Source organism: Kitasatospora sp. NBC_01300, assembly GCF_041435235.1.
Lineage (GTDB): Bacteria > Actinomycetota > Actinomycetes > Streptomycetales > Streptomycetaceae > Kitasatospora.
In genome coordinates this window covers 6,256,485-6,280,613 of the sequence record NZ_CP108408.1, presented here as the reverse complement: position 1 = coordinate 6,280,613, position 24,129 = coordinate 6,256,485, and the positions used below count along the sequence as shown (strand labels likewise).

21 protein-coding genes are annotated in these 24,129 nt (G+C 74.6%); 10 read left to right on the top strand and 11 right to left on the bottom strand.

The window, feature by feature from the left end; all coding sequences use genetic code 11:
• Nucleotides 1-106: 106 nt before the first annotated feature.
• Entirely contained in the window at nucleotides 107-1,006 is a 900-nt protein-coding gene (locus OG556_RS27505; RefSeq protein WP_371520621.1) for a hypothetical protein, read from the bottom strand.
• A 485-nt stretch (nucleotides 1,007-1,491) separates the two neighbouring features.
• Between OG556_RS27505 and OG556_RS27500 the strand changes: the two genes are divergently transcribed.
• Complete coding sequence (locus tag OG556_RS27500; RefSeq protein WP_371520619.1) at nucleotides 1,492-2,661, top strand: exonuclease SbcCD subunit D; 1,170 nt, start codon at nucleotides 1,492-1,494, stop codon at nucleotides 2,659-2,661.
• Nucleotides 2,658-5,726, top strand: a complete 3,069-nt coding sequence (locus OG556_RS27495) for an AAA family ATPase (protein WP_371520617.1) — start codon at nucleotides 2,658-2,660, stop codon at nucleotides 5,724-5,726. Before OG556_RS27500 ends, OG556_RS27495 begins: the two co-directional genes overlap by 4 nt.
• A 133-nt stretch (nucleotides 5,727-5,859) precedes the next feature.
• On the opposite strand, the gene OG556_RS27490 is transcribed toward OG556_RS27495, so the two are convergent.
• Nucleotides 5,860-6,078 carry a hypothetical protein gene (locus tag OG556_RS27490; protein WP_371520614.1) on the bottom strand — a complete coding sequence of 73 codons (219 nt, stop codon included), beginning with the start codon at nucleotides 6,076-6,078 and terminating at the stop codon, nucleotides 5,860-5,862.
• 161 nt (nucleotides 6,079-6,239) lie between these two features.
• On the opposite strand from OG556_RS27490, the gene OG556_RS27485 reads away from it, so the two are divergent.
• On the top strand, nucleotides 6,240-6,845 hold the full coding sequence (locus OG556_RS27485; protein ID WP_371520611.1) for a DUF1990 family protein: 606 nt from the start codon (nucleotides 6,240-6,242) through the stop codon (nucleotides 6,843-6,845).
• A gap of 87 nt (nucleotides 6,846-6,932) precedes the next feature.
• Here the strand turns inward: OG556_RS27485 and OG556_RS27480 are convergent, their stop codons facing one another.
• Both OG556_RS27480 and OG556_RS27475 read right to left on the bottom strand, forming a co-directional pair.
• On the bottom strand, nucleotides 6,933-7,379 hold the full coding sequence (locus tag OG556_RS27480; protein WP_371520608.1) for a YjbQ family protein: 447 nt from the start codon (nucleotides 7,377-7,379) through the stop codon (nucleotides 6,933-6,935).
• Nucleotides 7,380-7,620: 241 nt separating this feature from the next.
• The gene (locus tag OG556_RS27475) at nucleotides 7,621-7,887 is read right to left on the bottom strand and encodes a hypothetical protein (protein ID WP_063349971.1); all 267 of its coding nucleotides are present in this window, start codon (nucleotides 7,885-7,887) and stop codon (nucleotides 7,621-7,623) included.
• Between the two features lie 799 nt (nucleotides 7,888-8,686).
• Here OG556_RS27475 and OG556_RS27470 point away from each other — a divergent pair.
• The gene (locus tag OG556_RS27470; RefSeq protein WP_371520604.1) at nucleotides 8,687-10,897 is read left to right on the top strand and encodes a CDP-glycerol glycerophosphotransferase family protein; all 2,211 of its coding nucleotides are present in this window, start codon (nucleotides 8,687-8,689) and stop codon (nucleotides 10,895-10,897) included.
• Between the two features lie 118 nt (nucleotides 10,898-11,015).
• On the opposite strand, the gene OG556_RS27465 is transcribed toward OG556_RS27470, so the two are convergent.
• The gene (locus tag OG556_RS27465; RefSeq protein WP_371520600.1) at nucleotides 11,016-11,228 is read right to left on the bottom strand and encodes an EF-hand domain-containing protein; all 213 of its coding nucleotides are present in this window, start codon (nucleotides 11,226-11,228) and stop codon (nucleotides 11,016-11,018) included.
• 174 nt (nucleotides 11,229-11,402) lie between these two features.
• Here OG556_RS27465 and OG556_RS27460 point away from each other — a divergent pair, with 174 nt between their 5' ends.
• Nucleotides 11,403-12,071: a lysophospholipid acyltransferase family protein gene (locus OG556_RS27460; RefSeq protein ID WP_371520597.1), complete on the top strand. Its 669-nt coding sequence runs from the start codon at nucleotides 11,403-11,405 to the stop codon at nucleotides 12,069-12,071.
• Nucleotides 12,072-12,178: 107 nt separating this feature from the next.
• On the opposite strand, the gene OG556_RS27455 is transcribed toward OG556_RS27460, so the two are convergent.
• Both OG556_RS27455 and OG556_RS27450 read right to left on the bottom strand, forming a co-directional pair.
• Nucleotides 12,179-14,020, bottom strand: coding sequence for an ABC transporter ATP-binding protein (locus tag OG556_RS27455; protein WP_371520595.1), 1,842 nt, complete (start codon nucleotides 14,018-14,020; stop codon nucleotides 12,179-12,181).
• Between the two features lie 154 nt (nucleotides 14,021-14,174).
• A complete protein-coding gene (locus OG556_RS27450; RefSeq protein ID WP_371520592.1) occupies nucleotides 14,175-14,948 on the bottom strand; it encodes an SDR family NAD(P)-dependent oxidoreductase in 774 nt (257 codons plus the stop codon).
• A 156-nt stretch (nucleotides 14,949-15,104) separates the two neighbouring features.
• On the opposite strand from OG556_RS27450, the gene OG556_RS27445 reads away from it, so the two are divergent.
• The 4 genes from OG556_RS27445 (at nucleotide 15,105) to OG556_RS27430 (ending at nucleotide 18,215) form a co-directional block, all read left to right on the top strand.
• Entirely contained in the window at nucleotides 15,105-15,305 is a 201-nt protein-coding gene (locus OG556_RS27445) for a hypothetical protein (RefSeq protein WP_371520590.1), read from the top strand.
• Between the two features lie 215 nt (nucleotides 15,306-15,520).
• Nucleotides 15,521-16,276, top strand: a complete 756-nt coding sequence (locus tag OG556_RS27440) for a hypothetical protein (RefSeq protein ID WP_371520588.1) — start codon at nucleotides 15,521-15,523, stop codon at nucleotides 16,274-16,276.
• Nucleotides 16,273-17,205 carry a hypothetical protein gene (locus tag OG556_RS27435; protein WP_371520585.1) on the top strand — a complete coding sequence of 311 codons (933 nt, stop codon included), beginning with the start codon at nucleotides 16,273-16,275 and terminating at the stop codon, nucleotides 17,203-17,205. The genes OG556_RS27440 and OG556_RS27435 overlap by 4 nt, the downstream gene beginning before the upstream one ends.
• Complete coding sequence (locus tag OG556_RS27430; protein WP_371520583.1) at nucleotides 17,202-18,215, top strand: serine hydrolase domain-containing protein; 1,014 nt, start codon at nucleotides 17,202-17,204, stop codon at nucleotides 18,213-18,215. Before OG556_RS27435 ends, OG556_RS27430 begins: the two co-directional genes overlap by 4 nt.
• Before the next feature lie 54 nt (nucleotides 18,216-18,269).
• On the opposite strand, the gene OG556_RS27425 is transcribed toward OG556_RS27430, so the two are convergent.
• Nucleotides 18,270-18,866 carry a LysE family translocator gene (locus tag OG556_RS27425; RefSeq protein WP_371522926.1) on the bottom strand — a complete coding sequence of 199 codons (597 nt, stop codon included), beginning with the start codon at nucleotides 18,864-18,866 and terminating at the stop codon, nucleotides 18,270-18,272.
• Between the two features lie 203 nt (nucleotides 18,867-19,069).
• On the opposite strand from OG556_RS27425, the gene OG556_RS27420 reads away from it, so the two are divergent.
• Entirely contained in the window at nucleotides 19,070-20,509 is a 1,440-nt protein-coding gene (locus OG556_RS27420) for a PLP-dependent aminotransferase family protein (protein ID WP_371520581.1), read from the top strand.
• Nucleotides 20,510-20,674: 165 nt separating this feature from the next.
• Here the strand turns inward: OG556_RS27420 and OG556_RS27415 are convergent, their stop codons facing one another.
• The 3 genes from OG556_RS27415 to OG556_RS27405 are packed head-to-tail and all read right to left on the bottom strand — an operon-like array spanning nucleotide 20,675 to nucleotide 24,113.
• The gene (locus tag OG556_RS27415) at nucleotides 20,675-21,580 is read right to left on the bottom strand and encodes an SDR family oxidoreductase (protein ID WP_371520578.1); all 906 of its coding nucleotides are present in this window, start codon (nucleotides 21,578-21,580) and stop codon (nucleotides 20,675-20,677) included.
• On the bottom strand, nucleotides 21,577-22,554 hold the full coding sequence (locus OG556_RS27410; protein WP_371520576.1) for an alpha/beta fold hydrolase: 978 nt from the start codon (nucleotides 22,552-22,554) through the stop codon (nucleotides 21,577-21,579). The genes OG556_RS27415 and OG556_RS27410 overlap by 4 nt, the downstream gene beginning before the upstream one ends.
• The gene (locus tag OG556_RS27405; protein WP_371520573.1) at nucleotides 22,551-24,113 is read right to left on the bottom strand and encodes a flavin-containing monooxygenase; all 1,563 of its coding nucleotides are present in this window, start codon (nucleotides 24,111-24,113) and stop codon (nucleotides 22,551-22,553) included. Before OG556_RS27405 ends, OG556_RS27410 begins: the two co-directional genes overlap by 4 nt.
• Between the last annotated feature and the right edge of the window lie 16 nt (nucleotides 24,114-24,129).

Here is a 24,129-nt window from a genome sequence, read left to right as displayed (position 1 = left end):
CACCGCGCGCTCCTGCTGTTGATCTTCTCCGAATCTTCCCCGAACAGGCGGTCGATGAACAGTCCCCAGCGCCGCATGGTGGATGGGAGGAGTGGAAACCCCCTGATCACCCCAGCGGCCCACCCCCCTCCCCCGGCGCCGTCGAGCCGGGCTCCGGGAAGCCCGGCAGCGGGAAGCCCGGCAGCGGGAAGCCCGGTCGCGGGACCACCCCGGGCGGGAACGGCAGCCCGCGCGCGGCGTCGTCGGCCAGCTCGTCGAACACCTCGTGCACCGTCATCGGCCGCAACCGCCCGCCGGCCAGCGCCCAACCGCGCACCCACGGCCCGTCCGACGCCGAGGCCCCGGGCGCCGGGACGCCCGGATCGCCGTGCAGCAGCAACGCCCCCGCCCCACCACCGGCGACCCCCGCCGCCAGCGTGACGCAGAACGCCTCGGTGTCCCGCCCGGCGGGGTAGAGGCCGCCCGCCTCCACACAGACCTCCACCGCCGAGCTGAGCTGCTCGCCGTCCTCCGGGCCGTGGCAGCGCAGCGTCAGCAGGTGGCAGCCCTCCCCCGCGCCCTCGGCCAGCGCGAGGTAGGCCGACGTCACGTACCCCATCACCGCCGCCAGCCGCTGCTGCCCGTCCGGGCCGTCGCCGACCGCCTCCAGCAGGGCCACGCCCGCGACGGACATCCGCACCCGCGCCCGGTGGTCGTCCAGCAGGACCGGGAGCAGTTCGGCCAGCCGCTCCCCCGCGTAGACGAAGGGCTCCCCGGCCAGCTCCGGATCGCCCGCGTACGCGACCCGGGCGGCGGGTGTCCGGGGATCGAGGCCGAGCGCCGTGCAGTAGTCCTCGTAGTCACCCGCCTCCAGGACCCGCAGGTGCACCTCCAGGCCCTGCGCGTGCAGGGCCCTCAGCTGCTCCTCCGAGCGCCGCAGGTACTCCTGGTGGGCGAGCCGGCCGAACAGCCCGTACCGCGCGAGGCCGGCGAAGTCGGCCGCGGCCGCCGCCAGCGCGACCGCCACCGGCTGCGGCGGCGGGGCACCCCGGGCCCGCCCGCCGCGCCGCCCCCGCGCACCGGCCCCGCCCGCACGCCCGCCCGGCGGCCGGTCACCACCGGACGGCCGGGCCCCACCGGGAGCGCCCGGCCCGCCGTCCGCCCCGGCCCGCCGCCCGGCGCGCAGCAGCACCCGCCGGCGGACCCGCGACCGCCCGAAGACATCGACGCCCCCGGAACACTCGGAGCCCCTGCGGCCCCCACAACGCCCCGCACAACGCTCCGCGACCCCGGAGCCCTCACGACCCAACGACCACACCCGCATGGTTCCTCCCATCGACTGGCCCAGCACCGGACACCGCCGACGGCCCCGACCCCGGAGCCGCCGACGTCGAGGAACATACACAGAGCCACTGACAATCCACCCCGAGTAATCGAACACGCGCGCCCCGGGACCCCCGGGTCACCTGATCCGGACGGGATTGTCGGTACCGGACGTTAAGGTCGGGAACCATGCGACTGCTGCATACCTCCGACTGGCATCTGGGCCGCTCCTTCCACCGGGAGAGCCTGCACGACGCCCAGCGCGCCTTCCTGGACCACCTGGTGGACGTGGTCCGGGCCGAGCGCGTGGACGCCGTGCTCGTCGCCGGGGACGTGTACGACCGGGCGCTGCCGGGCCTGGACGCGGTCGCCCTGTTCGACGACGTGCTGCATCGGCTGGCCGGGCTGGGCGTGCCGACGGTGTTCATCAGCGGCAACCACGACTCGGCCCGCCGCCTCGGCGTCGGCGCCGGGCTGATCGGCCGGGCCGGCATCCACCTGCGGACCGACCCGGGCGAGTGCGCCGCCCCCGTGCTGCTGGCGGACGAGCACGGGCCGGTGGCGGTCTACGGGCTGCCGTACCTGGAGCCGACGCTGGTGCGCGAGCGGTTCGGGCTGGAGCGCGGCGGGCACGCGGCGGTGCTCGGCGCGGCGATGGACCTGGTCCGGGCCGATCTCGCGGCCCGCCCGACCGGGACCCGCGCGGTGGTGCTGGCGCACGCCTTCGTCACCGGCGGCACGGCGAGCGACAGCGAGCGGGACATCGCGGTCGGCGGCGTCGCCTCGGTGCCCGCCTCCGTCTTCGACGGCGTGCACTACGCCGCGCTCGGCCACCTGCACGGCTGCCAGACCCTGGCCCCGCACCTGCGCTACAGCGGCTCGCCGCTCGCCTACTCCTTCTCCGAGGTGAAGCAGCGCAAGACCATGTGGCTGGTCGACCTCGCGGCCGACGGCTCGGTCGCCGCCGAGCGCGTCGACTGCCCGCGCCCGCGCCCGCTCGCCACCCTGCGCGACAGCCTCGACGCGCTGCTCACCAAGGACGAGTACGCGCCGTACGAGCAGGCCTGGGTGCAGGCGACGCTCACCGACGCGGCCCGCCCGAGCGAACCGATGGAGAAGCTGCGCCGCCGCTTCCCGCACACCCTCCAGCTGCTCTTCGACCCCGAGGAGAGCGAGGCCGAGCCCTCCCGGTCGTACGCCGCCCGGGTCAGCGGCCGGGCCGACCTGGAGATCGCGGAGGGCTTCCTGCGGCACGTGCGCCCGGGTGCCGAGCCGGAGCCGGACGAGCTGGGCTGGCTGCGCGCCGGGTTCGAGAGCGTCCGGGAGACCACCGACCGGAAGGCGGACCTGCCCCGATGAGGCTGCACCGGCTCACCGTCAGCGCGTTCGGCCCGTTCGCGGGCAGCGAGAGCGTCGACTTCGACGCGCTCGCCGCCGGCGGCCTGTTCCTGCTGCGCGGCGCCACCGGCGCGGGCAAGAGCAGTGTGCTGGACGCGGTCTGCTTCGCCCTCTACGGCGACGTCCCCGGCACCCGGCGGGCCAACCGGCTGCGCAGCGACCACGCCGAGGCGCGCAGGCTGACCGAGGTCCGGCTGGAGCTGACGCTCGGCGGGCGGCGGCTGCAGATCACCCGGCTGCCGGAGCAGCGGCGGCCGAAGAAGGTCGGCACGGGCACCACCGTCGAACGGCCGCAGACCCTGCTGCGCGAGTGGGCCGCCGACGCGGGGGACGGCACGCCCGGCTGGCGGGCGGTGAGCAAGTCGCACCAGGAGGCCGCGGAGGAGATCCACCGGCTGATCGGCATGAACCGGGAGCAGTTCTGCCAGGTGGTGCTGCTGCCGCAGGGCGACTTCGCCCGCTTCCTCAAGGGCGACTCGGAGGAGCGCGGCAAGCTGCTGCGGCGGCTGTTCGACACCGAGCGCTTCCAGCACGTCGAGGGGTGGCTCGCGGAGCAGCGGCGCGTCCAGGAGGCCGCCGTCCAAGCCGGCCGGCGCCGTCTGCGGGATCTCGCCAGCAAGGCCGAGCAGGCGGCCGGCCCCGGCGCCGAGCCCGCCGAGGGCTGGGTGCCGGCCGAGGACGACGCCGCCGACCTGACCGCCGGGGTGCTCGGCTGGGCGGCGATCCTGCGCAGCGGCGCAGCCGAACAGTTCACCGTCGCCGGGGAGGCGCTGGCGGGCGCCGAGGAGGCGCAACGCGCCGCCCAGGGCGAGCGCGCGGCCGCCGAGGAGCTGGCCGGGCGGCAGCACCGCCACCGGCAGGCGCTGCTCCAGGCCGACCGGCTGGCCGCGTTCGAGCCCGAGGCGGCCCGGGACGGCCGGCGGCTGGCGGCGGCGCAGGCGGCCGTCGGGGTGGAGTCCGCGCTGCGGTTGCACGAGGGCGCGGCCGAGGCGCACCGGCGGGCCCGGGAGGCCGAGCGCCGGCACCGCGAGATGCTGGCCGGCGAGGTGTTGGCCGGCGACGGTGGCGCGGGCAGCGCGGCCGCCGGGGGCCCGGCGCTGGCCGAAGCGGGGGCCGCCGAGCTGGCCGAGGCCGAACGGGGCCTGCGAGCCGGGCTGGTCCGGCTGGAGGCCGCCGGGGCGGAGGAGCGGCGCTGCGCCGAACTCGCCCGCGAGCAGCGGAGCCTGGACGAGGAACGCCGGCGGGCCGACGAGCTCGCCGAGGAGGCCGAGGACTGGCTGGCCGAGTACGACGAGCGGCTCGGCGGCCTCCAGGAGGAGCAGACCCGGGCCCGGGCGGCGGGCGCGCTGGTCGAGCAACTCGACGACCGGCGGGTCGAGTTGAGCACCCGCCTGGACGCCGCCCGGGAGCGCGACGGCCTGCGGGCCGAGATCGCCGCCGCCGAGCCGCGCGCCGCCGCCCTGCGCACCGCCGCGCTGGACGCCCGCGAGTACGGCCTCGGCCTGCGCGAGCGGCGGCTGGCGGGCATGGCCGCCGAACTGGCCGAGCAACTGCGCACCGGCGAGGCCTGCCGGGTTTGCGGCTCACCTGAACACCCGGCACCCGCCGAGACCGCCGACGGCCGGGTCGGCGCCGACGACGAGAAGCGCGCCCGCCGGGCCCAGGCCGTCGCCGAACAGGCCTGGACGGCAGCGGACCAGGCCCTCACCGCGCTGCGGGTCCGCGAGGCGACGGCCACCGGAGCGGCCGGGCCGGAGGGTGCCGACGCGCTCGCGCGGGCCCTCGCCGAGCTGGACCGCGAGCACCGCGAGGCGCTGCACTCGGCGGAGACACTCGGCCGGGTCGAGCAGGAGATCGCCCGCTTGTCGGCCGACCAGGACCGTCGGCTCGCCGAGCTGCGCGAGGCCCGGGAGCGCGCCGCCGTCCGTACCGACCGGCTCCAGGCGCTCCAGCACGAACAGCACGAACTCGCCGCGCGGGTGGCCGCGGCCCGGGGCGACGCGACCTCCGTCGCCGCGCGGGCGGCCGCGCTGGAGCGGCTGGTCGAGCGGGTCGCCGCCGTGGCCGAGGCCTCGCGGGCCTGCGCGCAGACGCTGTCCCGGCTCGGGGACGCCGAGGGCGAGCTCGCCGAGGCCGCCGCCGCAGCGGGGTTCCCGAGCCCCGAGGAGGCCTTGGCCGTGCTGCTCCCCCGCGCGGAGCGCGAGCGGCTGGCGGCCCGACTGGAGCGGCACCGGACCGAGTCCGCCGCCGTCCGGCACGAACTCGCGCTGCCCGATCTGGCCGCGGCCGCGGCCCGTCCGCCGGTCGACCTGTCCGCCGCCGCGGCCGCGCTCGGCGCCGCCACCGACCGGCTGGGCCGGGCGCACGCCGCCCGTTCGGCGGCCGCCGAACGATGCGCGGCACTGGCCTCGATCGGTCGGCAACTGGCCGTCCTCGCCACCGAGTTGGCCCCGGCGCTGGCCCGGTACGGGCGGATCAACCGGCTCGCGGCGCTGGCCGCCGGCACCTCCACCGAGAACCGGCTCCGGATGCGCCTGGAGTCCTACGTCCTGGCGGCCCGACTGGAGCAGGTCGCGGCGGCGGCCAGCGACCGGCTGGTCCGGATGTCCGGCGGCCGCTACACCCTGGTGCACAGCGACGACCGGGGCACCGGCAACAAGCGCTCGGGCCTGGCCCTGCGGGTGGTCGACGCCTGGACGGGCACCGAGCGGGACACCGCGACGCTCTCCGGGGGCGAGAGCTTCTTCGCCTCCCTCGCCCTGGCCCTGGGCCTGGCCGACGTGGTCACCGACGAGGCCGGCGGCATGCCGCTGGACACCCTGTTCATCGACGAGGGCTTCGGCACGCTCGACGAGCAGTCCCTGGAGGAGGTGATGGACGTCCTCGACGGCCTGCGCGAACGCGACCGGGCGGTCGGCATCGTCAGCCACGTCGCCGACCTGCGCACCCGCATCCCCGCCCAGCTCCTGGTCCGCAAGGGGCGACGCGGCTCGACCCTGGCCCTGGCCGGGCGGGAGGACGCCTAGGGGCCGCTCAGGGACACTGCCAGCGGTTTCGAGGCGGCCTTCCGGGGCCTTCTGGGCCCAGCATCGCCGCAGGTCACCGGCTTGCGGGCGCTACCAAGCCGGTGGCATTGCGGCTAGGGCGCGCTGCGTCGCATCAGCCCGAACAGGCCACCCGCTGGGCCTGCTGCCAGGCGCAGACCGGGCAGAGCGTGCTGCCCGGGTGGTCGGTGGGCAGTTCGGTCGGCTCCCCGCACAGGACGCAGTCGGCCCGCGGCCCGGTCGACGCCGGATCGCGCACCAGCGCCGCCTGCGCCCCGCCGTCGGGGGCGAACTCGCAGACCGCCGTGTCCTCGTTCCTCGCGCTGTCGCTCATGCCGCCTTCCTACTCCGCCCCCGGCCCCCGCCGCAAGGCGCCGCCGACCCGAGCCCGACCCGAGCCCGGCCCGAGCGCCGGGCCGCCCCGCCCCCGCCCCGCCCCGCCCCCCCGGTCGACCCGCCTGCGGCGGGCCCGCGACGCCCGGCTACGGTGACCGCATGGCCACCGACCTCCAGCGGCGCCTGCTCGCCGCCCGCGCCACCGCGCCCTCCTACCCCGAGGTCGGCGCCACCCGCGGCGGTCCGCTGCCGGACGGCTACGCGCACCTGCGCCGACGGGTGCACCTGGGCCGCGGGCCGCAGGTGCTGGCCCGGGCCGGGCGGTACGTGCTCGGCTGGGGCAGCCAGCTGGGCACCGGCTTCGCCGTGTACCCGCACGCGCCGGCCGAGCCGGGGTCGACGGTGCTGCTGCGGCTGAGCCTGCCGGGCGGCCGGTGGCCCCGACTGGTGATCCCGTGCCGGGTGGTGTGGACGGTCGAGGAGCCGGACCGGATCGGCTTCGCCTACGGCACGCTCCCCGGGCACCCGGAGTGCGGCGAGGAGGCGTTCCTGGTGTCCATGGACGCCGCCGGCGAGGTGTGGTTCGAGGTGTCGGCGTTCTCCCGGCTGACCGCCTGGTACGCGCGGCTGGGCCGGCCGGTCGCGCTGCTCTGCCAGTACCTGGCGATCGAGCGCTACCTGGCCGCGGTGGCCGCCGCCGTCGCCGTGGAAGAGCCGGCGGGGCCGGCCGAGCCCGCGAGCCCGGCCGGCCCCGCCGTCGAGTAGGGCGTCGAGTCAGCCGAAGAAGTGTCGGCCGAAGAAGTCCTGGCCAAGGGAATGCCGACCGAAGGAGCCTCGGCCGAGGGAGCCGGATCAGCCGAAGAAGGAGAGCCGCACGGTCCGCCGTGGATTGTCACCGTTGGTGTCGATCAGCACCACGGACTGCCAGATGCCGAGCGCCAGCTGGCCGCCGATCACCGGCAGGGTGGCGTGCGGGGCGACCAGGCCGGGCACCACGTGGTCCCGGCCGTGGCCGAGGCTGCCGTGCCGGTGGCGCCAGCGGTCGTCGGCGGGGAGCAGTTCGCGCAGGGTGGCGAGGAAGTCGTCGTCGCTGCCGGATCCGGTCTCCAGGACGGCGATCCCGGCGGTGGCGTGCGGGACGAAGACGTTGAGCAGGCCGTCGCGGCCGGCGGCCCGTTCGGTGAGGAACGCGGCACAGCGGTCGGTGATGTCGAGCGCGACCTCTCGGCTGCCGGTGGTGATCTCGATGGTGGTGGTCTGGAAGAGGCCCTGGTGGGTGGAGTGGATGTTGTCCGCCATGGCGCCATCCTGACCCACCTCGGCGGGCCCCGCGCAGCACCTCGCCGACTCCGCCTGCGGGGGCGGCTAGGTGCACTAGGGTGAAAGGTTTAGACCACATCGGCCCGGCCGGGGCGGCCCCGGAGCCGGGTACGCCGAAGACCCGACGGTCCGTGTGGTCCGCCGGGTCGGGGTCCCGATCCGCATCGGGTGGCCCGGGAGGCCCCGGGCCGCGGAGCCCTGGGCCCCGAGCCGACGGGCGCTAGCCGCGCCCGCCGAAGAGGCTTCGCCGCAGCCGGCGCAGTGGCGTCAGCAGCGAGATCCGCGCGTGACGACGCTTGGCCGTCGGGGCGTCCGCACCGCGCGGCGTCAGCTCCCTTATCAACCCGAGCGCCTCGGCGGTGTCCACCGCCGGGAGCGCGGGCGCGCCGAGCACGGCCAGGTGTCGGTCGATCCGACGGCCGGTCGTGCCGACACCGCACTGGATCGCCGGCACGCGGGGCCGAGTCCGCACTTGCATGTGTTCCATCAGTTTTCCCACCCCTACGAGGCGCCAGGGCCGTGAGGCGAAGACTATCCGCGATGGACGGTCTTCGCGCAACCGTCCTTGGTGTTGTGCCACCGTACCGTGCGGCGTCAACTGACGATGCACCAGGGGCCACCAGGCCGATCACGACTAGGCATCAATGATGGTGCACGACCGGCCATCTGTCAGCAGTACCCGGGGCACGGGCCCGGGGCACGGCCACGAGGCGCACGCCGGGCGCACGCGACCCCGCACCCGCCTCCGCACCCGTCCCTGCGGACGGTCCACCGAGCGTCCCGCCGGGCCGCCCGAGAGCCATGAGGGATGCGGCGGTGGACACGACGCGGATGCCGCGGTGGATATAGGGGACAGCCGGGGCCGTCGACAAAGCGACCGGTCGACACCTCCAGGCTTCATGAAGTGAACACATTCGAGGGATTGACTCCCGGCAATCCTCCAAGCAATATCTGTGAGAACACGTGCGCGCCCGAATCGCACCCGGGTGCGTGTTCGAGTGATGAAGAACTCCGGCTCCCGCGAGCCACTGCCCGGCCGCCTCGACGCTGCGGTGGCCAGGCTCGCGAGGTGCCCGGAAAGGCGGCCGGCCGTAGAGGGTCGGCCGGGCCGCCGCCAGGCTGCCGGTGCCGCCCCGTTCAGGGCCCGGCACCGGCGGTTCCGGGCCCGGGGGCGACCGTGGCCACGGCTCCACGGCGACCGGTCGGCCCGGCCGGTCACCTCGGCCGATCACTCCGGCCGGACGTCCCCGCAGGTCGCACCCGGTGGATCGGTAGACTCGGCCAGCGTGCCCCTCCTCCTCAGCATCGTGCTCCCGGTCCACGGCGTGGAGCGGTTCCTGCCGCGCTGCCTCGACTCGATCCTCGGCGACACCCCCGCCACGGAGTCCCGTTTCGAGGTGATCGCGGTCGACGACCTCTCCCCCGACGGCTCCGGCGCGATCCTGGACGCCTACGCAGCCCGCGACCCCCGGCTCCGGGTCCTGCACCTCACCGAGAACCAGGGCCTCGGCGGCGCCCGCACCGCCGCCCTGGCGCAGGTGCGCGGCGAGTACGTCTGGTTCGTGGACAGCGACGACTGGCTGCCCGAGCGGACGGTGGGCGCGATCCTGGACGAACTGGAGCGGGAGCAGGAGCGGGAGCGCGGGACCGGGGCGCCCGCCGACGTCCTGCTCACCGGCTTCACCCACGTCTACCCGGACGGCGGGACGGAGCCGAACCCCTGGCGCCACGTGCTGGCCGACTCCCCGCTGGTCGAGGGCTGCACGCTGGCCGAGCACCCGGCGCTGTTCCAGACCGTGATGTCGGTCTGGAACAAGGTGTTCCGCCGCGCCTTCCTGGAGGGCCTCGGCGTCTCCTTCGGACGCGGCTACTACGAGGACATCTCGGTCACCTACCCCGCGCTGCTGGCCGCCGGGCGGCTGCGCTACCTCGACCGCCCCTGCTACTTCTACCGGCGCGGCCGGGACGGCGCGATCACCGCCACCGCCTCCCCCAAGCACGCCGACGTGTTCGCCCAGTACGACGCGATCTTCGCCTTCCTGGACCGCCCGGACCGCCCCGGCCGGCCCGTCCCCGACGCGCTGCGCACCCTGGTCTTCGACCGGACCGTCCGGCAGGCGCTGAACGTCTACGACACCCCCGGACTGGTCCCCGTCGACCGGCGCAAGGACTTCTTCCGCCAGATCGCCCGGCACTTCGCCCGGCACCGCCCGACCGGCTACCGCTACCCCGGCGGCGTGCGCGGCGTGCAGTACCGGCTGGCCGCGCGCGGCGCCCGGATCGCGTACGCGGAGCTGCGCCGCACCGGGCAGCTGCCGCGCGAACTCAAGCGCGGGGCACGGGCGGTGGCCCCGGCCGTGAAGAAGGGCGTGCGCAGCGGCGCCCGGTTCACCGCGTACAACGCCTTCCGCCGGCTGCCGCTGGACGAGCACCTGGCGGTCTACGCGGCGTACTGGCACCGGGGTTACGCGTGCAGCCCGGCGGCGATCTACGAGAAGGCCAGGGAGCTGGCGCCGCAGATCCGGGGCGTGTGGGTGGTGGAGAACCGCAAGCAGGCCGCGGCCATGCCGCCCGGCGTGCCGTACGTGATCGTCAACACCCCGGCCTACCTCAAGGCGATGGCGACCGCCAAGTACTTCGTCAACAACGTCAACTTCCCGCGCACGATGGCAAAGCGGGCGGGCACCGTGCACGTGCAGACCCAACACGGCACCCCGCTCAAGGCGATGGGCATGGACCTGCGCGAACGCCCCGAAGCCGCCGAGGGGATGGACTTCGACCGGCTCCAGGAGGCCGTCGACCGCTGGGACTTCCTGGTCTCCTCCAACCCGCACACCAGCGAGCACTTCACCCGCGCCTTCCCCGGCCGGTACGAGATGCTGGACACCGGCTACCCGCGCAACGACCGGCTGGCCAACACCACACCGGACGAAGTGCGGGCCATGCGCGAGCGGTTCGGGCTGCGGCCGGACACCACGGCCGTGCTGTACGCCCCGACCCACCGCGGCGACCAGGGCGGCTACGTGCCGCTGCTGGACGTCCGGGAGCTGGCCCGGCGGCTGGGCCCGGACTTCACCCTGCTGGTGCGCACGCACTACTTCCACACCGGCGGCCCGGGCGACCTGGCGGCGGGCGAGGGTTCGGCCGCGATCGTCGACGTCTCGGCCCACCCGACCGTGGAGGACCTCTACCTCGCGGCGGACGCGCTGGTGACGGACTACTCGTCGATGATGTTCGACTACGCGGTGCTGGACCGGCCGGTCGTGATCTTCGCGCCGGACTGGGAGGAGTACCAGCGGGTGCGCGGCGTCTACTTCGACCTGTTCGAGCAGCCGCCGGGGGCCGTCACGGTGGACCCGGACGGACTGGCGAAGGCGCTGCTGGCGGGCGATCCGGAGCCGGCCGCTCGGGCGCGCTTCCGGGCGCGGTTCTGTCCGTGGGACGACGGCGGGGCGGCGGAGCGGGTGGTGCGCCGGGTGTTCCCGGTGGAGTCCTGAGGTGTTCCGCGGCGCTCCCGGAGCCCTGACGAACCCTGACGAGCTCTGACGAGCTCTGAGGAGCCGTGTGGCACCGGGCCCGGCGCCGCCGGTACGGCGACCGGACCCGTCGGCACGCTCAGCGCTGGCGGGCGGCCAGGAACTCGTCGAAGGTCAGGTAGCCCTGGTGGTGGGTGTCCATGGCGTGGATCAGGGCCTCGGCCATCGACAGCGTCACGTCGTGGTCGCCCATCTCGTTCGCGACCAGCGCGTATTCGGCCGGAGTGATCTTGCCGTCGCCGTTCTTGTCGAAACGGTCGAACATGGCCTTGATCGCCTCGGTGGTCTCCATCGTGCCCTCCTGGTACTGCGGGGTTGTGCTCTGTTCGGACGGGCGTACCCTACCCGGCCGTGGTGCGCGCCACGGTCTCCGGGAGTGGACGGCCGCGGGGGTGGTTGTCGTAGTCTGCGGATCTGATTGCAGGCCCGGGCTCCTCCCGGGCGATCGTTCGTCCAGGGAGGGACCATGCTCGATCTCGCCACCAGGCTGGTGCTGAAACCCGTCTCACGCGGCATCTGGCGGCCGACCATCGAGGGCATCGAGAACGTGCCGCGCAAGGGCGGGGTCATCCTGGCCAGCAACCACCTGTCCTTCATCGACAGCGTGGTGATCCCGCTCACCGCCCCGCGCCGGGTCCACTTCCTCGCCAAGGCCGAGTACTTCACCGGAACGGGGCTCAAGGGCCGGCTGTCCAAGGACTTCTTCGAGGCGATCGGCGCGGTGCCGGTCGAGCGCGGCACCTACCGTTCCGCTCAGGCCTCGCTGGAGTCGGCGCTGGAGATCCTGGAGGACGGCAAGGCCTTCGGCATCTACCCCGAGGGCACCCGGTCGCTGGACGGCCGGCTCTACCGGGGCAAGACGGGCGTCGCCTGGCTGGCGCTGACCGCGGGCGTACCGGTGGTGCCGGTGGCGCTGGAGGGGCCGGAGCAGATCCTGCCGGTCGGCAAGCGGATGCCGCGGATCAAGAAGGTGACCGTCCGCTTCGGCGAGCCGCTGCACTTCGACGAGCTGCACGGGCAGGCCCGCTCGCTGAAGGCCCGTCGGCAGGTGACCGACGAGGTGATGGCGGCCATCCAGCGGCTCTCCGGCCAGGAGGTCGCGGAGAGCTACAACGAGGCGCCGAAGGCCGCGTAGGCCCCGGCCGCGCGCCGCGCCGCATCACACCCCGCCACACCCCGCCACATCACGCCTCGCTACGTCACACCTCGCCTCATCACGTCGCGCCGCACCCGGTCGGCCGCTCACACGTGTCCGAGCGCGGCCGCCTCCGGTACGACGGCGGCCGGCTCCGGCGCCTCCCGGCGCAGCAGTGCCGCATAGCGGCCGTCCAGCTCCACCAGTTCCTCGTGGGTGCCGAGTTCGACCACCTCTCCGTGGTCGAGGACGGCGATCTGGTCGGCGGCCCGGACGGTGGAGAGCCGGTGCGCGATGGTGATGGTGGTGCGGCCGGCGGCCAGGGTGTCCACGGCCTGCTGGACGGCCTGTTCGGTGCGGTTGTCGAGCGCGCTGGTGGCCTCGTCGAGGATCAGCACCGGCGGGTTGCGCAGGATCGTCCGGGCGAGCGCGAGGCGCTGCTTCTCGCCGCCGGAGAAGCGGTAGCCGCGCTCGCCGACCAGGGTGTCGTAGCCGTCCGGCAGGGCGGCGATGGTCTCGTGGACCTGCGCGGCCCGGGCGGCTTCGACCAGTTCGGCGTCGGTGGCCTCCGGTTTGGCGAAGCGCAGGTTCTCGGCGACCGAGGCGTGGAAGAGGTAGGTCTCCTGGGAGACCACGCCGACCGCGCGGGCCAGCGTGTCGAAGGACAGTTCGCGCACGTCCACGCCGTCGATGGTGACCCGGCCGCCGGTGACGTCGTACAGCCGCGGGACGAGGTAGCTGAGCGTGGTCTTGCCGGAGCCCGTCTCACCGACCACGGCCAGCGAGCTCCCGGCCGGGACCTTGAGTTCGACCCCGGAGAGCGTCGGCCGCTCCTGCGCGGGGTCGTAGCGGAAGTCGACGCCCTCGAAGCGGACCTCGCCGCGGATGTCGGTCAGGTTCCGCGGCTTCGGCGGCTCGGCGATCTCCACCGGCAGGTCGAGGTACTCGAAGATGCGCTGGAAGAGCGCGAGCGAGGTCTGCACGTCCACGCCGGTGGAGAGCAGGCTGACGGTCGGGCGGAACAGGCCCTGCTGGAGGGTGACGAAGGCGACCAGGGTGCCGACCGAGACGATCGGCGCGCCGCCCGCCGCGGACAGCCCCGCCGCCCAGTAGATGACCGCGGGCATCGCGGCCATGACGATCTGGATGGTGTTCATCCGCCAGCGCCCGGCCATGCTGGACCGCACTTCGAGGTCGGCCAACTGGTCGGACTGCCCGGTGAACTCACGGGCGAGCGAGTCGGAGCGGCCCATCGTGCGGCCGAGCAGGATGCCGCTGACCGACAGCGACTCCTGGACCGCCGAACTCATCGCGGCCAGCTGCTTCTGCCGCTCGGTGGTGATCTTCTTGCGCTCGTTGCCGACCCGCCGGCTGATCCAGACGAACACCGGGAGCAGCAGCAGCGAGACGACGGTGAGCCGCCAGTCGAGCGCGACCATGGCGACCACGGAGGCGATCACCGCGGTGAAGTTGGAGACCAGGCTGGTCGCGGTGGACGTCACGGTGGACTGCATGCCGCCGATGTCGTTGGCGATCCTGGACTGCACCTCGCCGGTGCGGGTGCGGGTGAAGAACGCCAGCGACTGCCGTTGCAGGTGGCTGTAGACGGCGGTGCGCAGGTCGTGCATGACGCGCTGGCCGACGGTGGTGGAGATCAGCGTCTGCAGGACGTTGAAGACGCTGTTCACCACGGCCGCGAGAACCATGCCGAACGCGAGCAGACTGAGCAGCCCGGTGCGGCCCTGCGGGATCGCGGTGTCCAGGACCGCCTTGAGCAGGAACGGCGAGACCACCGACACCACGGCGGAGGCGGCCACCAGCAGCCCGACGACGGTGAGGCGGCCCGTGTACGGGCGGAAGAGGGCGAGGATGCGCCGCCACTGGGCCGGCGGGCGGGGCTCGCCCTGGGCGCGTTCGGGCGGGGTCCAGTTGATGGCGGTGGGTCTCAAGGGCAAACCTCCGTGGGTGGGGCGGTCGGACGGCCGCCAGCATAGCGAGAATAGCTCATAGTTAGACTAGCTAATAGTGAGGCTGGATCTATTCCCACGGCGACCGCCCCTCGGACCGCCCGGCCGCCAGACCGCCCCGACCGCCCCGACCGCGTCAGTTCGTCCGGTAGCTGCGCGCCGCCTTCGAGGACAGGCCGCCCAGCCGGCCGGAGGGCAGCAGGCGGGCGAGGGCCACCACCGCCTTGTAGCGCTTGCCCGGCACGGACAACGAGCGGCCCCGGGCCAGGTCGCGCATCGCCTCCGCCACCACCCGCTCGGCCGAGAGCCAGGACCAGGCCGGGATGTTGCCGGTGCCCATGCCGGCCCGCTGGTGGAACTCGGTGCGGGTGAAGCCCGGGCAGAGCGCCATCATCCGCACCCCGGTACCGCCGAGGTCGCGCAGCACGCCCTGGGTGAAGCTCACCACCCACGCCTTGCTCGCCCCGTACGTGCCGCGCGGCAGGAACGCCGCCACCGAGGCGACGTTCACGACCGCGCCGCGACCGCGCTCGCGCATCCCCGGCAGGGCCGCCGTGGTCAGCCGCAGGATCGCCTCGATGTGCACCTTCAGCATGTCCAGCTCGTCCTGGAGCGGGACGGTCCCGAACGCGCCCTTGTTGCCGAAACCGGCGTTGTTGACGAGCAGGTCCACCGGGCGGGCGGAGTCGGCGAGCCGGGCCTCGACGGCCGCGATGCCCTCGTCGGTGGCGAGGTCGGCGGTCAGCACCTCCACCTCGACTCCGTGCTCGGCGTGCAGGTCGGCGCTCGCACGCTCCAGGCGCCCGGTGTCCCGGGCCACCAGGACGAGCTGGTAGCCGCTGCGGGCGAGCCGACGCGCGAACGCGGCTCCGATGCCGGCGGTCGCGCCGGTGATCAAGGCTGTGGTCATGCCACCGACGGTACCGACTCACCGCGGCCGCGCCCACTCCGAATGGACTATCCCGGCCCGGCCATCTGCGGATGCAGGTACCGGACCGCGCCCGTACCGTTCGGACGGGGGCATCGCCCGACCGGGCGGTGACGCTCAACTGAGGAGGCACTTCTGATGCTTACTCACTCCCGGACCCACGAGACCACGACCACGCCGGCCGCGACGCGCGCCGAGACGGACACACTCGCGAGCCTGATGGTGGAGGACGAGGCCGTCGTGTCCGACGCGCCCACGTACTCGCCCGAAGCCCTCGGACTCCTGCTGCTGGCGCTGTTGCTGTCGCCGAAGCCACCGAAGGAGAAGTCGACCCGCTAGCAACCGGGCGACCCGATCACCGACCCGGCAGCCGGGCGACCCGATCGCGAGGCCGGTCCACCGATGTGGACCGGCCCGCCCCTTCCCCGGCTCCTCGGCGGGCCTGACGAGACTCGTGAGCCCGTGCCCGTGAGCCCGTCCGCGCGAACCCGCGCCGTGAGCCCTGCCCGCGAGGCCGCCCGCCGGGGGCTCCCCGACCAGGAGGAACAGCACCGATGCCCTTCGCCGAGACGCCACTGCGCGACGAGTACGCCGCGGCCGTCGAACGGGTGGCGCGCCGGACCCTCGACGCCCTCCGGGGCGACGGGGGCGCAGCCGCGCTCGCGGACCCGGACGGCGCCGTACCGCGCCCGACCCTGGCCGCACTGCGGGTGCTCGGCGCGGACCTCTTCGCCCCGCAACTACTCGCCGGGGCCGCGCCCGACGGGCCCACCGCCGAACTGCTGGCCCAGGCGCGGCAGGCCTTTCCGGCACCAAACCCGGCACCGGACGCGGCAACGGCCCCGGTCGACGCCGCGCTGGTGATCGCATGGCAGGACTGGGCGGCCGGGCAGGTGCTCGCCCGCACGCCGTACGGAACCGGTGCCCCGCCGCCCGTGCCGCCTCCGGGCCCGGAGGCCGTCGGCTGGCAGACCTGGTCGGTGCGGATGGCGCAGCTGTCCGTCCTGGCACTGCCCGGGCTCGACGGCCCGGTGCACGACACCGCCCGCGCGCACACCCTGGCCCTCGCCCGCGGCACCGTCCGCTCCATGCTGCGCCGCGACCTCCCCACCGCCGCCCGGCTCGCCCGCTGGCTCGCCTGGGCCGGTGCCGAGGGCCGGCCGCTGCGACTGGAGGTCGAACCCGTCCTGGAGCGCATCCGGCTGGCCGGTAACGGCAGCGCCCGCACCGGACTCGAACTGGCCGTCGCCGGTCGGCTGCTCGACCGCTCCTCCCGTCCGCCGGCCGACCGACGGAGCCGGGTCCGATGACCGACACCCACGTCCTCGCCACCGCGCAGCGGCTCGCCTCCCGCGCGCTGGCCTGGCTGCACGCCTCCCACGCCGACGGCCTCGGCCGGATCCCGGACAACACCGTGGTCGACCTCTCCGACCCCGACGACGCCTACAAACCGCTCGGCGAGATCGCGTTGGCCGCTTCGCTGATCCTGCGCGACGGCGTCACCGGGCCCACCGAGGCCCGCACCGCACGCGAGCTGCTCGACCACGCCTGGGCGCAACTGCGCGAGGGCGACCTGCTGTACGAGCGGCAGCTGCGCCACTTCACCATGACCGACCCGCTGGAGACCTACGCCCACTTCGCCCGGGCCGGCTACCGCCACCCGGCGCTGGAGGAACTGCTCGACTCGCTCAGCCGGTTGCGGGCCGCGCACGCCGAGGAGATCCACCCCAACCGGCGCCTGGGGGTCGCCAACGCCCGGCGGGTCATCGGGCTCGCCCACCAGCCGGACTGGGCCGCACTCGCCGCCGGCACCTGGCTGGGCGCCACGCCCGAGCCGTGGGCCGTCAACTGGATGACCGGCTACGACATCACCCACACCGTCTTCCACCTCACGGACTGGGGCGCCCGCCCGGACGGCCTGCCGGAGCCGATGCGCGAGCACGTGCGCGACTGGCTGCCGGCCTGGCTCGACATCTGGCTGGAGATCGGCCAGTGGGACCTCGCCGCCGAACTCCTCGTGGTCGACGCGTGCATCGGTGAGCCGGCCACCGGGCGGCAGGGCTGGGACGCGCTGGCCGCCGTCCAGCACGAGGACGGCCTGCTGCCGCGCGACACCGACCCGGTCGACGAGGACCGCGAGCGGGCGTTCCAGGACCACCAGCACACCGCCGTCGTCGCGGTGGTGGCCGGTGGCATCACGCTCGCCCGGGCGCTCGGGGCCACCACGGCGGTCGCGTGAACGGGCTGGGTCCGGCCGTCGCGGAGGTGGTGCGCGCGGCCGGGCCGTACGCCAGCGCCGTCACGGTCGCCGTCGCGCGCGGGCACACCCAGGAGGTGCACTGCCACGGGCGGCTCGGGCACGGGCGGACGGCCGCGTGCTCGCCGGACACCGTCTTCGAACTCGGTTCGGTCAGCAAGACCTTCACCGCGCTGCTGCTGGCCCAGATGGCCGCGCGCGGAGACCTCTCCCTGGACGACACGGTGGAACGCCACCTGCCGGACTGCTGGCGCCCGGTGACCGTCCGCTCCCCCGAGCCGATCCGACTGCTGCACCTGGCCACCCACACCTCGGGCCTGCCCCGGCTGCCGCCCGGACTGGCCGCGCGCGCCGTGCCGACCTGGTTCACCAACCCGTACGTCGCGTTCGGGGACGAGCAGTTGAGGGCCGGGGTGGCCCGAACCACCGTACGGTGCAGGCCCGGAAGCCGGTACCGGTACTCCAACTACGGCGTCGCGCTGCTCGGCCGGGCGCTCGCCGAGACGGGCGGCTCGCCCTACGGGGAACTGCTCGCCGAACGGGTCCTCCGACCGCTGGGCCTCGGTGCCACCACCTGTACGGCGGACCCGCCGGGGCGGGCGGTCGGGTACCGGCGCGGGCAGGAACTGCCGCCGTGGCACATCCCCGGACTGCCGGGGGCCGGCGCGCTCCGGGCGAGCGGGGCCGACCTGTTGCGCTACCTGAGGGCGCATCTCGAAGGTGGCCACGGCGAGTTGGCGTCCGCGCTGCGCGAGGTCCAACGGCCGCGGCTGCGGCTGCCGCGCTCGACGGACCAGCTGTGCCTGGTGTGGAACCACCGCCGCCCGGGCGGGCGCGACCTGTACTTCCACGCCGGGGCGACCCGGGGGTTCACCGCCTTCGTCGGGTTCTCGCCCCAGACGTCGGCCGCGGTGGCGGCCCTGGCCAACACCGGGCCGTCGCTGGACGGGCGGTTCCTCCAGGCGGCGTACGAGGTGCTGCGGGCGGCTTAGGACCCGGCCTGGGGGTGTGGCACTGCCACGCTGCGGCATTGCGGCGCTGCGGGCCTAGGCTGCCACGGCTTTGGCGCGGTCGGCGGCGATGTGGACGGCGAGGCCGCCGAGGACCGTCCCCATCGCGTAGCGCTGGATCCGCAGCCAGGCGGGACGCCGGTCGAGGAAGGACGCGATGCCTCCCGCGCTCACCGCGATCAGCCCGTTGACGGTGACCGCCACCACGATCTGGGTCAGCCCCAGCACCAGGCTCTGCACCGCGACGTGACCGCGCTCGGGCGCCACGAACTGGGGCAGCAGCGAGATGTACATGATGGCGATCTTGGGGTTGAGCAGGCAGGTCAGGAAGCCCATGGCGAACAGTCGGCGCGGCGGGTCCGGCGGCAGCTGCTGCGGGGCGAACACCGCCGTACCGCCCGGACGGACGGCCTTCCAGGCCAGCCACAGCAGGTAGCCGGCGCCGGCCAGCTTGATCGCGGTGTAGAGGGCGGGCACCACCGAGAACACGGCGGCCACGCCCGCCGTCACCGCGGCCAGGTAGACCAGGAAACCGGCCGCGACCCCGGTCAGCGACAGCAGCCCGGCGCGGCGGCCCTGGGCGATCGACCGGGAGACCAGGTAGATCATGTTGGGCCCCGGTGTCAGCACCATCCCGAGCGCCACGGTGGCGACCCCGAGTACGGCGTGCCCGCCCACGGCGGACAGGGCGGATGCGGCGGGATCGGTGGGGGTCAGTGCTTCCATGCGAGGAGGCTAGGCCCGGCGTCGATCTCGATGCAATGATGACTTTGCACTCGGTGCAATGCTGGTGCGGTGCCGTGCAATGCCGTCAACTCGTGTGGAGGGGTCCCCCGATGGACGACTACCGCCGGATCGCCGACGAGATCGCCGGCGCCATCACCGACGGGCGGCTGCGGCCGGGCCGGCAACTGCCCACCCAGCGCGCCTTCGCCCGCAGCCGGGGCATCGCCAACTCCACGGCGGGGCGCGTCTACCGGGAACTGGCCCGGCGTGGACTGACCACCGGGGAGGTCGGGCGCGGCACCTTCGTCCGGGCCGGGCAGGGGGCCGGCGGCGGGACAACCGGCGGGCAGGTGGCGCTCGCCGAACCGGCCGACGCGCCGGTGGACCTGGAACTCAACTACCCCGCCGTCCCCGAGCAGGCCGAACTGCTGGCCGCCGGAATGGCGCCGCTGCTCCGGGCGGACGCGCTGGGTGCCGCGCTCGCACCGGTGGGCGCGGCCGGGACGGGCGCGGCCCGGCAGGCGTTCGCGGCACTGTTGTCGGACGAACGCCGGTCGGGCGGTGGCCGGATGGACGGTGCCCGGACGGGCGGGGACCTGTCGGGCGGGGATCGGTCGGGCGGGGATCGGGAGGTCGCCCCGGAGATCGCCGGGGAGGAGTTGCTGTTCGCGGGCAACGGACGGCAGGCCGTCGCCGCGGCACTGTCCGCGCTGGTGCCGCCCGGCCACCGGCTGGGGGTGGAGGCGCTGACCTACCCGGTGGTCAAGGCCGTCGCCCAGCGGCTGGGCATCACACTCGTGCCACTGGCCGTCGACGAGCACGGGCTGCTGCCCGACGCCGTGGCCACTGCCCACCGGGCCGCGCCGCTGCGCGCCGTCTACGTCCAGCCGAGGCTGCAGAACCCGCTCGGCGGGAGCCTGCCGTACGAGCGGACGGCCGCCCTCGCCGAGGAGCTGCGCCGCCTCGACCTGCCGGTCGTCGAGGACGCGATCTGGTCCTTTCTCCGCCCGGTGCTGACCGCCCTCGCCGACCTCGCACCGGAACGCACCGTCCTCGTGGACAGCCTCTCCAAGCGGCTCGCGCCCGGGCTGACCACCGGGTTCGCGGTCGTCCCCGCCGCGCTGCGCGAGCGGATCGCGGGCGCACTGCGCTCGGGTGGCTGGACACCCAGCGGGTTCGCCCTGGAGGCGGCCGTGCGCTGGATCGGGGACGGCACCGTGGCCGAGGTCGCGGCGGCCAAGCGCGCCGACGCCGTCGCGCGCCAGCTGTTGGCGCGCGAGGTGCTGGCGGGGCAGCGCGTCCGGGCCGACCCCTGCTCGTACTACCTGTGGTGGGAGCTGCCGGCGTCCTGGCGGGCGGAGACGTTCGTCGCGGCGGCGGCGCGGGCGAGCATCGCCGTCACACCCGCGGCGGCGTTCGCCGCCGACCCCCGGCGTTCCCCGTCCGCCGTCCGGGTCGCCCTGGCCTCGCCGCCGCTGCCCGTGCTGACGCGAGCGCTGGAGACGCTGGCGCGGATCGCGCGGGGGACGGCGGAGGAGTGGACGGAGTGACGGGCGGCCGGGCAGTCAGGCAGCGAAGCGGCCAAGCGGCCGAACAACTGACGGATAACAGATAACAGCTGTTGAAATCTGTTATCTGTTATCCGTCAGTTGAAATCTGTCAGCCGTCAGTTGTCAGTCGGCGCCCGCCAGTCGACGACGGTCAGTCGACGACGGTCAGTCGACGGCGCCGGTCCGGCCGCCCCGCACCGCCGTGTCCGCAGCTCCGCCGGCGCCGACGGCGCGCAACCGGGAGGCGGCGGTGGCGGCGAGCTGGGGCGCGATCCGGGCGACGTCCCGGGAGCCGACCGCCGCGATCAGGCTCGGCAGCAGCCAGCGGACCGGCTGCATGCCACGCAGCCAGGCCTGCGCGTAGACGTGGGCGGACCTCCGGGCGATGCCGGCGACGATCCGCTCCACTGCGGGCTCCAGCGGGTAGGTCTTGTTGGCCGGCCACGGCAGCCTGGTCCGCATCTGCTTGAGCACGGCGTCCTCGTCGGCGCCGCGCACCATGTCGGTGTCGGTCCAACTCAGGTATCCCACACCGACCTTGACCCCCTGGTAGGCGACCTCGGCGCGGAGCGAGTGGGCGAAGGCCTCCACCCCGGACTTGCTGGCGCAGTACGCGCTCATCAGCGGCGCGGGAGTGAGCGCGGCGAGCGAGGCGATCTGCAGCAGGTAGCCCCGGCTCTCGGCGAGCGCGGGCAGGAAGGCCCTGGCCGTGGCGACGCTGCCGAGCAGGTTGACCTCGATCACCCGGCTGAACGCCCGGTGATCGCTGTCCGCCACCGGCCCGCCGATGGCGATGCCGGCGTTGGCGACCACGGTGTCGATCCGGCCGTAGTGCTCCTTGATCCGACGGGCGGCGTCGCCGAGCGCGTCGAGGTCGGTGACGTCCACCTCCCAGCTGGTCGCGGCCGCGCCGCACTGCGCCGCGACGGCCTTGAGCTCGTCCGGCTCCAGCCCCAGGAGGGCGACCTTGGCCCCGCGCCGGGCGAGCGTGCGAGCGAGCGAAGCCCCGACCCCGCGGGCGGCCCCGGTGACGACGACGACCTGTGCGGACAACGGCGGGATGGCGTTCATGCGGCGACGGTCCTCTCGGAAACGGGGGCGGAGGAGGTAGGGGCGGAGACGGCGGCGGGCGCGGCGGACAGGTACGCGGCGGCCAAGCGGTGGATCTCGGCCGCGACCTCGACCGGCCGCTCCAGCGGCGCCATGTGCCCGACCCCCGGAAGCAGCAACAGCCCCTGCGGGTCGGTGAGTTCGGCGACGATCCGGTGCGCGTGCACCGGCGGGGTCAGCCGGTCCGCGGTGCCGACCACGACGGCGGTCGGTGCGGCGAGCCGGGCGAGTCCGGCGTGGACGTCCAGACGGTCGAGGACGGCCGCCCAGTTGGCGCGGACGGCGGTCGGGCAGGCGTGCACGATCCGGGCCGTCGCCTCCACCTGCCCGGCGGGCGAACCCGGGCCCATGGTCGCGTACTTGAGCGCGACCCGGCTGACCGGCGAGACCGGCCCGAGCGGCAGCCGGGAGCGCAGCAGCAGGCGGTTCAGGAGGCGGCGCAGCCCCGGGGAACGCACCGCCTCGGGCAGCACGGTGAGTTCGGCCACCAACTCCCCCGGCCCGGTGGAGACCAGGACGGCGGCGGCGGTCCGCTCGGCGATCTCGGGGCGGCCACCGGCGGCCATGATGGTCATCCCGCCCATGCTGTGCCCGGCGAGCACGGCCTTCTCCCCCGCCGGGACGGTCCGGGCGAGGACGGCGGAGAGGTCCTCGGCCAGCGCCCGGGTGGAGTAGCGGACCCGGCTCGGCGGGATCTCGCTGTGCCCGTGGCCCCGCTGGTCGTAGGCCACCACGCGGTAACGGTCGGCGAGTTGGCGAATCACCGGAGCCCAGAAGGCGGTTGAGCAGGTCCAGCCGTGGGCGAGTACGACGGTCGGCGCCCCGGGCCGGCCGTGGACCTCGACGTGCAGCCGGATCCCGTCCGCCGATCGGATGCCCAACTCCTCGACGGGCACGGGCGGGACGTACTCGGCGGGCAGCTCGGCGGCGCTCATGCGGACACCTCCTGCGCGGTACGGGCGGCGTCCTGGCCGGCGCGCATGATCAGTTCGTACTCGCCGAGGTCGACCTTGCGGGTGGCGCGGCGGAACGCGGTGGTGGAGCCGGGCCACAGCACGGTGTTCTTGCCGTTCGGATCCAGGTACCAGCTGCGGCAGCCGCCGGTGGTCCAGACGGTGCGGTCCATCCGGTGCTGGAGTTCGAGGTTCCACTGCCGCTGGGCCCGGGCGGTGGGCTGCATCGCGGTGGCACCGATCGACTTGAGCGTGGTCAACGCGTCGATCAGGTAGTTCAGTTGGGACTCGATCATCAGGATCATCGAGCTGTTGCCGAGGCCGGTGTTGGGGCCGATCACGAAGAACAGGTTCGGGAAGCCGTGCACGGCCGAGCCGCGCAGCGCCTCCATGCCGTCCTTCCACTCCTCCGCCAGGCTTGTGCCGTCGGCGCCGAACACCCGGGCCCCGATGGGCATGTCGGTGACGTGGAAGCCGGTGCCGAAGACGATGGCGTCGACCTCGTGCTCGCTGCCGTCGGCGGCGACCAGGGTGGAGCCGCGCAGTTCGCGCAGGCCGGAGGCGACGACCTCGGTGTTGGCCGCGGCGAGCGCCGGATAGTAGGTGTTGCTGAGCAGGATGCGCTTGCAGCCGATCCGGTAGTCCGGGGTGAGCTTGGCGCGCAGGGCCGGGTCGGGAACGCCCTGGGCGAGGTGGCGTTCGGCGAGTTGCTGGACCACGCGCAGCATGCCCGGGCGGCGCACGAAGGCGTCCACCTGGAGCTCGCGGAGGGCGAACAGGGTGCCGCGGCGGATCTTCCCGGTGACCGGCACGCGGTCGTGCAGCCACTTCTCCAGCTGGCTGATCTCGCGGTCCCGGCGCGGCAGGACCCAGGCGGGCGTGCGCTGGAAGACCGTCAGCCTGCCGACCTTCGGCTGGATCGACGGGATGATCTGGGCGGCGGAGGCTCCGGTGCCGACGATCGCGACCCGCTTGCCGGTCAGGTCGTAGTCGTGGTCCCAGCGGGAGGAGTGGAACACCTTGCCGGGGAAGGCGCCGAGCCCCGGCAGGTCGGGGATCTGCGGGTCGGCCAGTGGTCCGGCGGCGGAGACCACCGCGTCCGCGGTCCACTGGCCGGCCGAGGTGGTGATCCGCCAGCGGACCTGCTCGGCCTCCCAACGCGCTTCCAGGACCTCGGTGTTGAACCGAAGGTGCGGGCGGAGGCCGAAGACGCTGGCGACCTTCTCCAGGTAGGCGCGGATGTCCGGCTGGCCGGAGAAGCTGCGCGGCCACGCGGGGTTGGGCGCGAAGGAGAAGGAGTAGAGGTGCGAGGGCACGTCACAGGCGCAGCCGGGGTAGCTGTTGTCGCGCCAGGTGCCGCCGACCGAGTCCGCGCGCTCCAGGACGACGAAGTCGGTGATCCCGGCGCGGCGCAGCCGGACCGCGGCGCCGAGACCGCCGAAGCCGGAGCCGATCACCGCCACCCGCACGTGCGGGACGGCCTCGTCCGCCGCGGGGGCACCGGACGTGCCGGAGCGGGGGCGCTTGCTGCTGGATGCCATGCGGCCTCCTCGTGAG